This window comes from Blastomonas sp., assembly GCF_041747255.1.
Taxonomy (GTDB): domain Bacteria; phylum Pseudomonadota; class Alphaproteobacteria; order Sphingomonadales; family Sphingomonadaceae; genus Blastomonas.
On sequence record NZ_JBGTFM010000300.1, the window covers coordinates 1 to 2,304 of the forward strand.

Annotated in this window: 4 protein-coding genes; 3 read left to right on the forward strand and 1 reads right to left on the reverse strand. The window is 60.7% G+C overall.

Annotated elements, in window-relative coordinates:
- Positions 1–276 (reverse strand): universal stress protein (locus ACEW8G_RS10355; protein ID WP_373488344.1); only part of this gene is annotated, 276 nt, incomplete at its 3' end.
- A 118-nt stretch (positions 277–394) separates the two neighbouring features.
- Between ACEW8G_RS10355 and ACEW8G_RS10360 the strand changes: the two genes are divergently transcribed.
- The 3 genes from ACEW8G_RS10360 to ACEW8G_RS10370 form a co-directional block, all read left to right on the forward strand.
- A complete protein-coding gene (locus tag ACEW8G_RS10360; RefSeq protein WP_373488345.1) occupies positions 395–1,672 on the forward strand; it encodes a pyruvate dehydrogenase complex dihydrolipoamide acetyltransferase in 1,278 nt (425 codons plus the stop codon).
- Positions 1,673–1,677: 5 nt separating this feature from the next.
- Entirely contained in the window at positions 1,678–2,091 is a 414-nt protein-coding gene (locus ACEW8G_RS10365) for a hypothetical protein (protein ID WP_373488346.1), read from the forward strand.
- Between the two features lie 36 nt (positions 2,092–2,127).
- The coding region (locus ACEW8G_RS10370) for an FAD-dependent oxidoreductase (protein WP_373488347.1) at positions 2,128–2,304 on the forward strand (177 nt) is incomplete at its 3' end.

Sequence of the window (2,304 nt, forward strand, 5' to 3'; positions counted from 1 at the left end):
GACTGCCTGGCCCGATCCGGTCCGCACCGCGATACTGGGCATTTTCCCGCTTTCGGAAAACAGGCTGCCGGCTGCGCTGCTGGCCATGACCTCTGCACGGTCATAGGCCTCCTGCTCGATGGTCGCCTGGACCCCGCCGAAAGCGTTGAAATTCTGCTTTGCGACCAGTGCCAGAATATGCACTGCGGCGCCGCTGGCAGCCGCCCGGCGAGACGCAAAGCGCAGCGCAACGCGCGCCTCGTCCGTCTCGTCCATGATCACCAGATAGACCCGCATTCGAATTCTCCCTTGCCGAACTATCCGATGAAAACGTATTCGGTGCAAGAACCTTGCCCGCTGGCGGCAAATTGGCCAGAGGTTATCCAGCCCAATTTACAGGATCCGTAGATCACCCATGCCAACACCGATCAAGATGCCCGCCCTGTCCCCCACCATGGAAGAAGGCACGCTCGCACGCTGGCTCGTCAAAGTCGGCGACAAGGTCAGTTCCGGCGACATCATGGCCGAGATCGAAACCGACAAGGCCACAATGGAATTCGAAGCGGTTGACGAAGGTACGATCGTCAGCATTGATGTCAGCGAAGGGTCAGAAGGGGTGAAGGTCGGCACGATCATCGCAACGCTGGCCGGGGAAGACGAGGATGTTGCGGAAGGTGCCGAAGCGGCTCCTGCTCCAGCAAAATCCGAAGAACAACCCGCTCCTGAAGCGGCCCCGGCACCCGCCGCAACACCAGCCCCAGCCGCAGCTGCCACGCCCGCCCCGTCTCCTTCGGGGGACCGGATTATCGCATCTCCCCTGGCAAAGCGCATCGCCGAACAGAAGGGTATCGATCTGGCGGAGGTGACCGGATCAGGCCCCAACGGCCGGATTGTAAAGGCGGATGTCGAAGACACGCAAGCAGGCGCGCCAGCTGGCGTGGCCGCCGCACCATCCCCCGCCGCAGCCGCCTCTGTCCCGTCGTTGAAAATCCCCGATTTCGGCATCCCCTTCGAAGCGGTGAAGCACAACAATATCCGCAAAACCATCGCGCGCCGCCTGACAGAGGCAAAGCAGACGATCCCGCATATTTACCTTACGCTTGATGTTCGGCTCGACGCGCTGCTCAAATTGCGCGGCGAGCTCAACGCGGCGCTCGAATCGCAAGGCATCAAACTGTCGGTGAACGATCTGCTGATCAAGGGGCTGGCCAAGGCGCTGATGCAGGTACCATCCTGCAATGTCAGCTTTGCAGGCGATGAATTGCGCAAATATTCGCGCGCTGATATTTCGGTAGCGGTTGCCGCGCCGTCCGGCCTGATCACACCGATCATCGTAGATGCCGGCAGCAAGTCGATCTCCGCGATTTCCACCGAGATGAAGGAATTGGCCGGCAAGGCGCGCGACGGCAAATTGCAGCCGCATGAATATCAGGGCGGCACAGCCAGCCTGTCCAACCTCGGCATGTTCGGGATCAAGCAATTCGATGCCGTGATCAACCCGCCGCAAGCGATGATTCTGGCCGTCGGCGCGGGCGAGAAACGACCAGCAGTGGTCGATGGCGCCTTGTCTGTCGCCACAGTGATGAGCGCCACCGGCAGTTTCGACCACCGCGCCATTGACGGGGCGGACGGCGCGCAATTGATGCAGGCATTCCAGCACATCGTGGAGAATCCACTCGGATTGGTGGCGTGAAGCGAGTGGGCCTGACAGCGTTTGCCGCCATCGCGGTGCTGGTGCTGGCCAGTGCCCCGTCCGCACACCCGGTCGAAGAACCCATCCGGACTCCGCTAGTCGGCCTTGAGGGTCCTCAAACGGATGCGTGCCCCGGTATCGGCCGGGTCAATAGTCTCGAACCGCGCAAGGGCGATCTGCTGCGTGTTCGCGCAGAGGCCAATGAAGTCGCCAAGGTGACCGATGAACTTGCGGTGTCCACATTGGTCTGGTTGTGCGAAGCGGACGAGGATTGGCAAGGGATTGTCTATCCCAAAGGCGAATTTCAGGAATTGGGCGATTGCCGCGTCAGCAGCGCGCTCGCCAAACCCGAACCCTATAGAGGCCCCTGTCATTTTGGCTGGGTAGAAGCGAAATACGTTGAACTTGTTGCGGGTTAAGCTGCACGGTGCCGTACAATTGCCAAAGGAGTGCAAATGGCTTCCCAATATGATGTGATCGTTCTTGGTTCGGGCCCCGGCGGCTATGTCGCGGCGATCCGCTGCGCGCAGCTGGGTCTGAAGACTGCGATTGTGGAGCGGGAGAATCTGGGCGGCGTCTGTCTCAATTGGGGTTGTATCCCGACCAAGGCACTGCTGCGTTCGGCGGAAATT

Coding starts and splice junctions, on each gene's coding strand:
- ACEW8G_RS10360 (WP_373488345.1), top strand. CDS start 395: ATGCCAACACCGATCAAGATGCCCGCCCTGTCCCCCACCATGGAAGAA.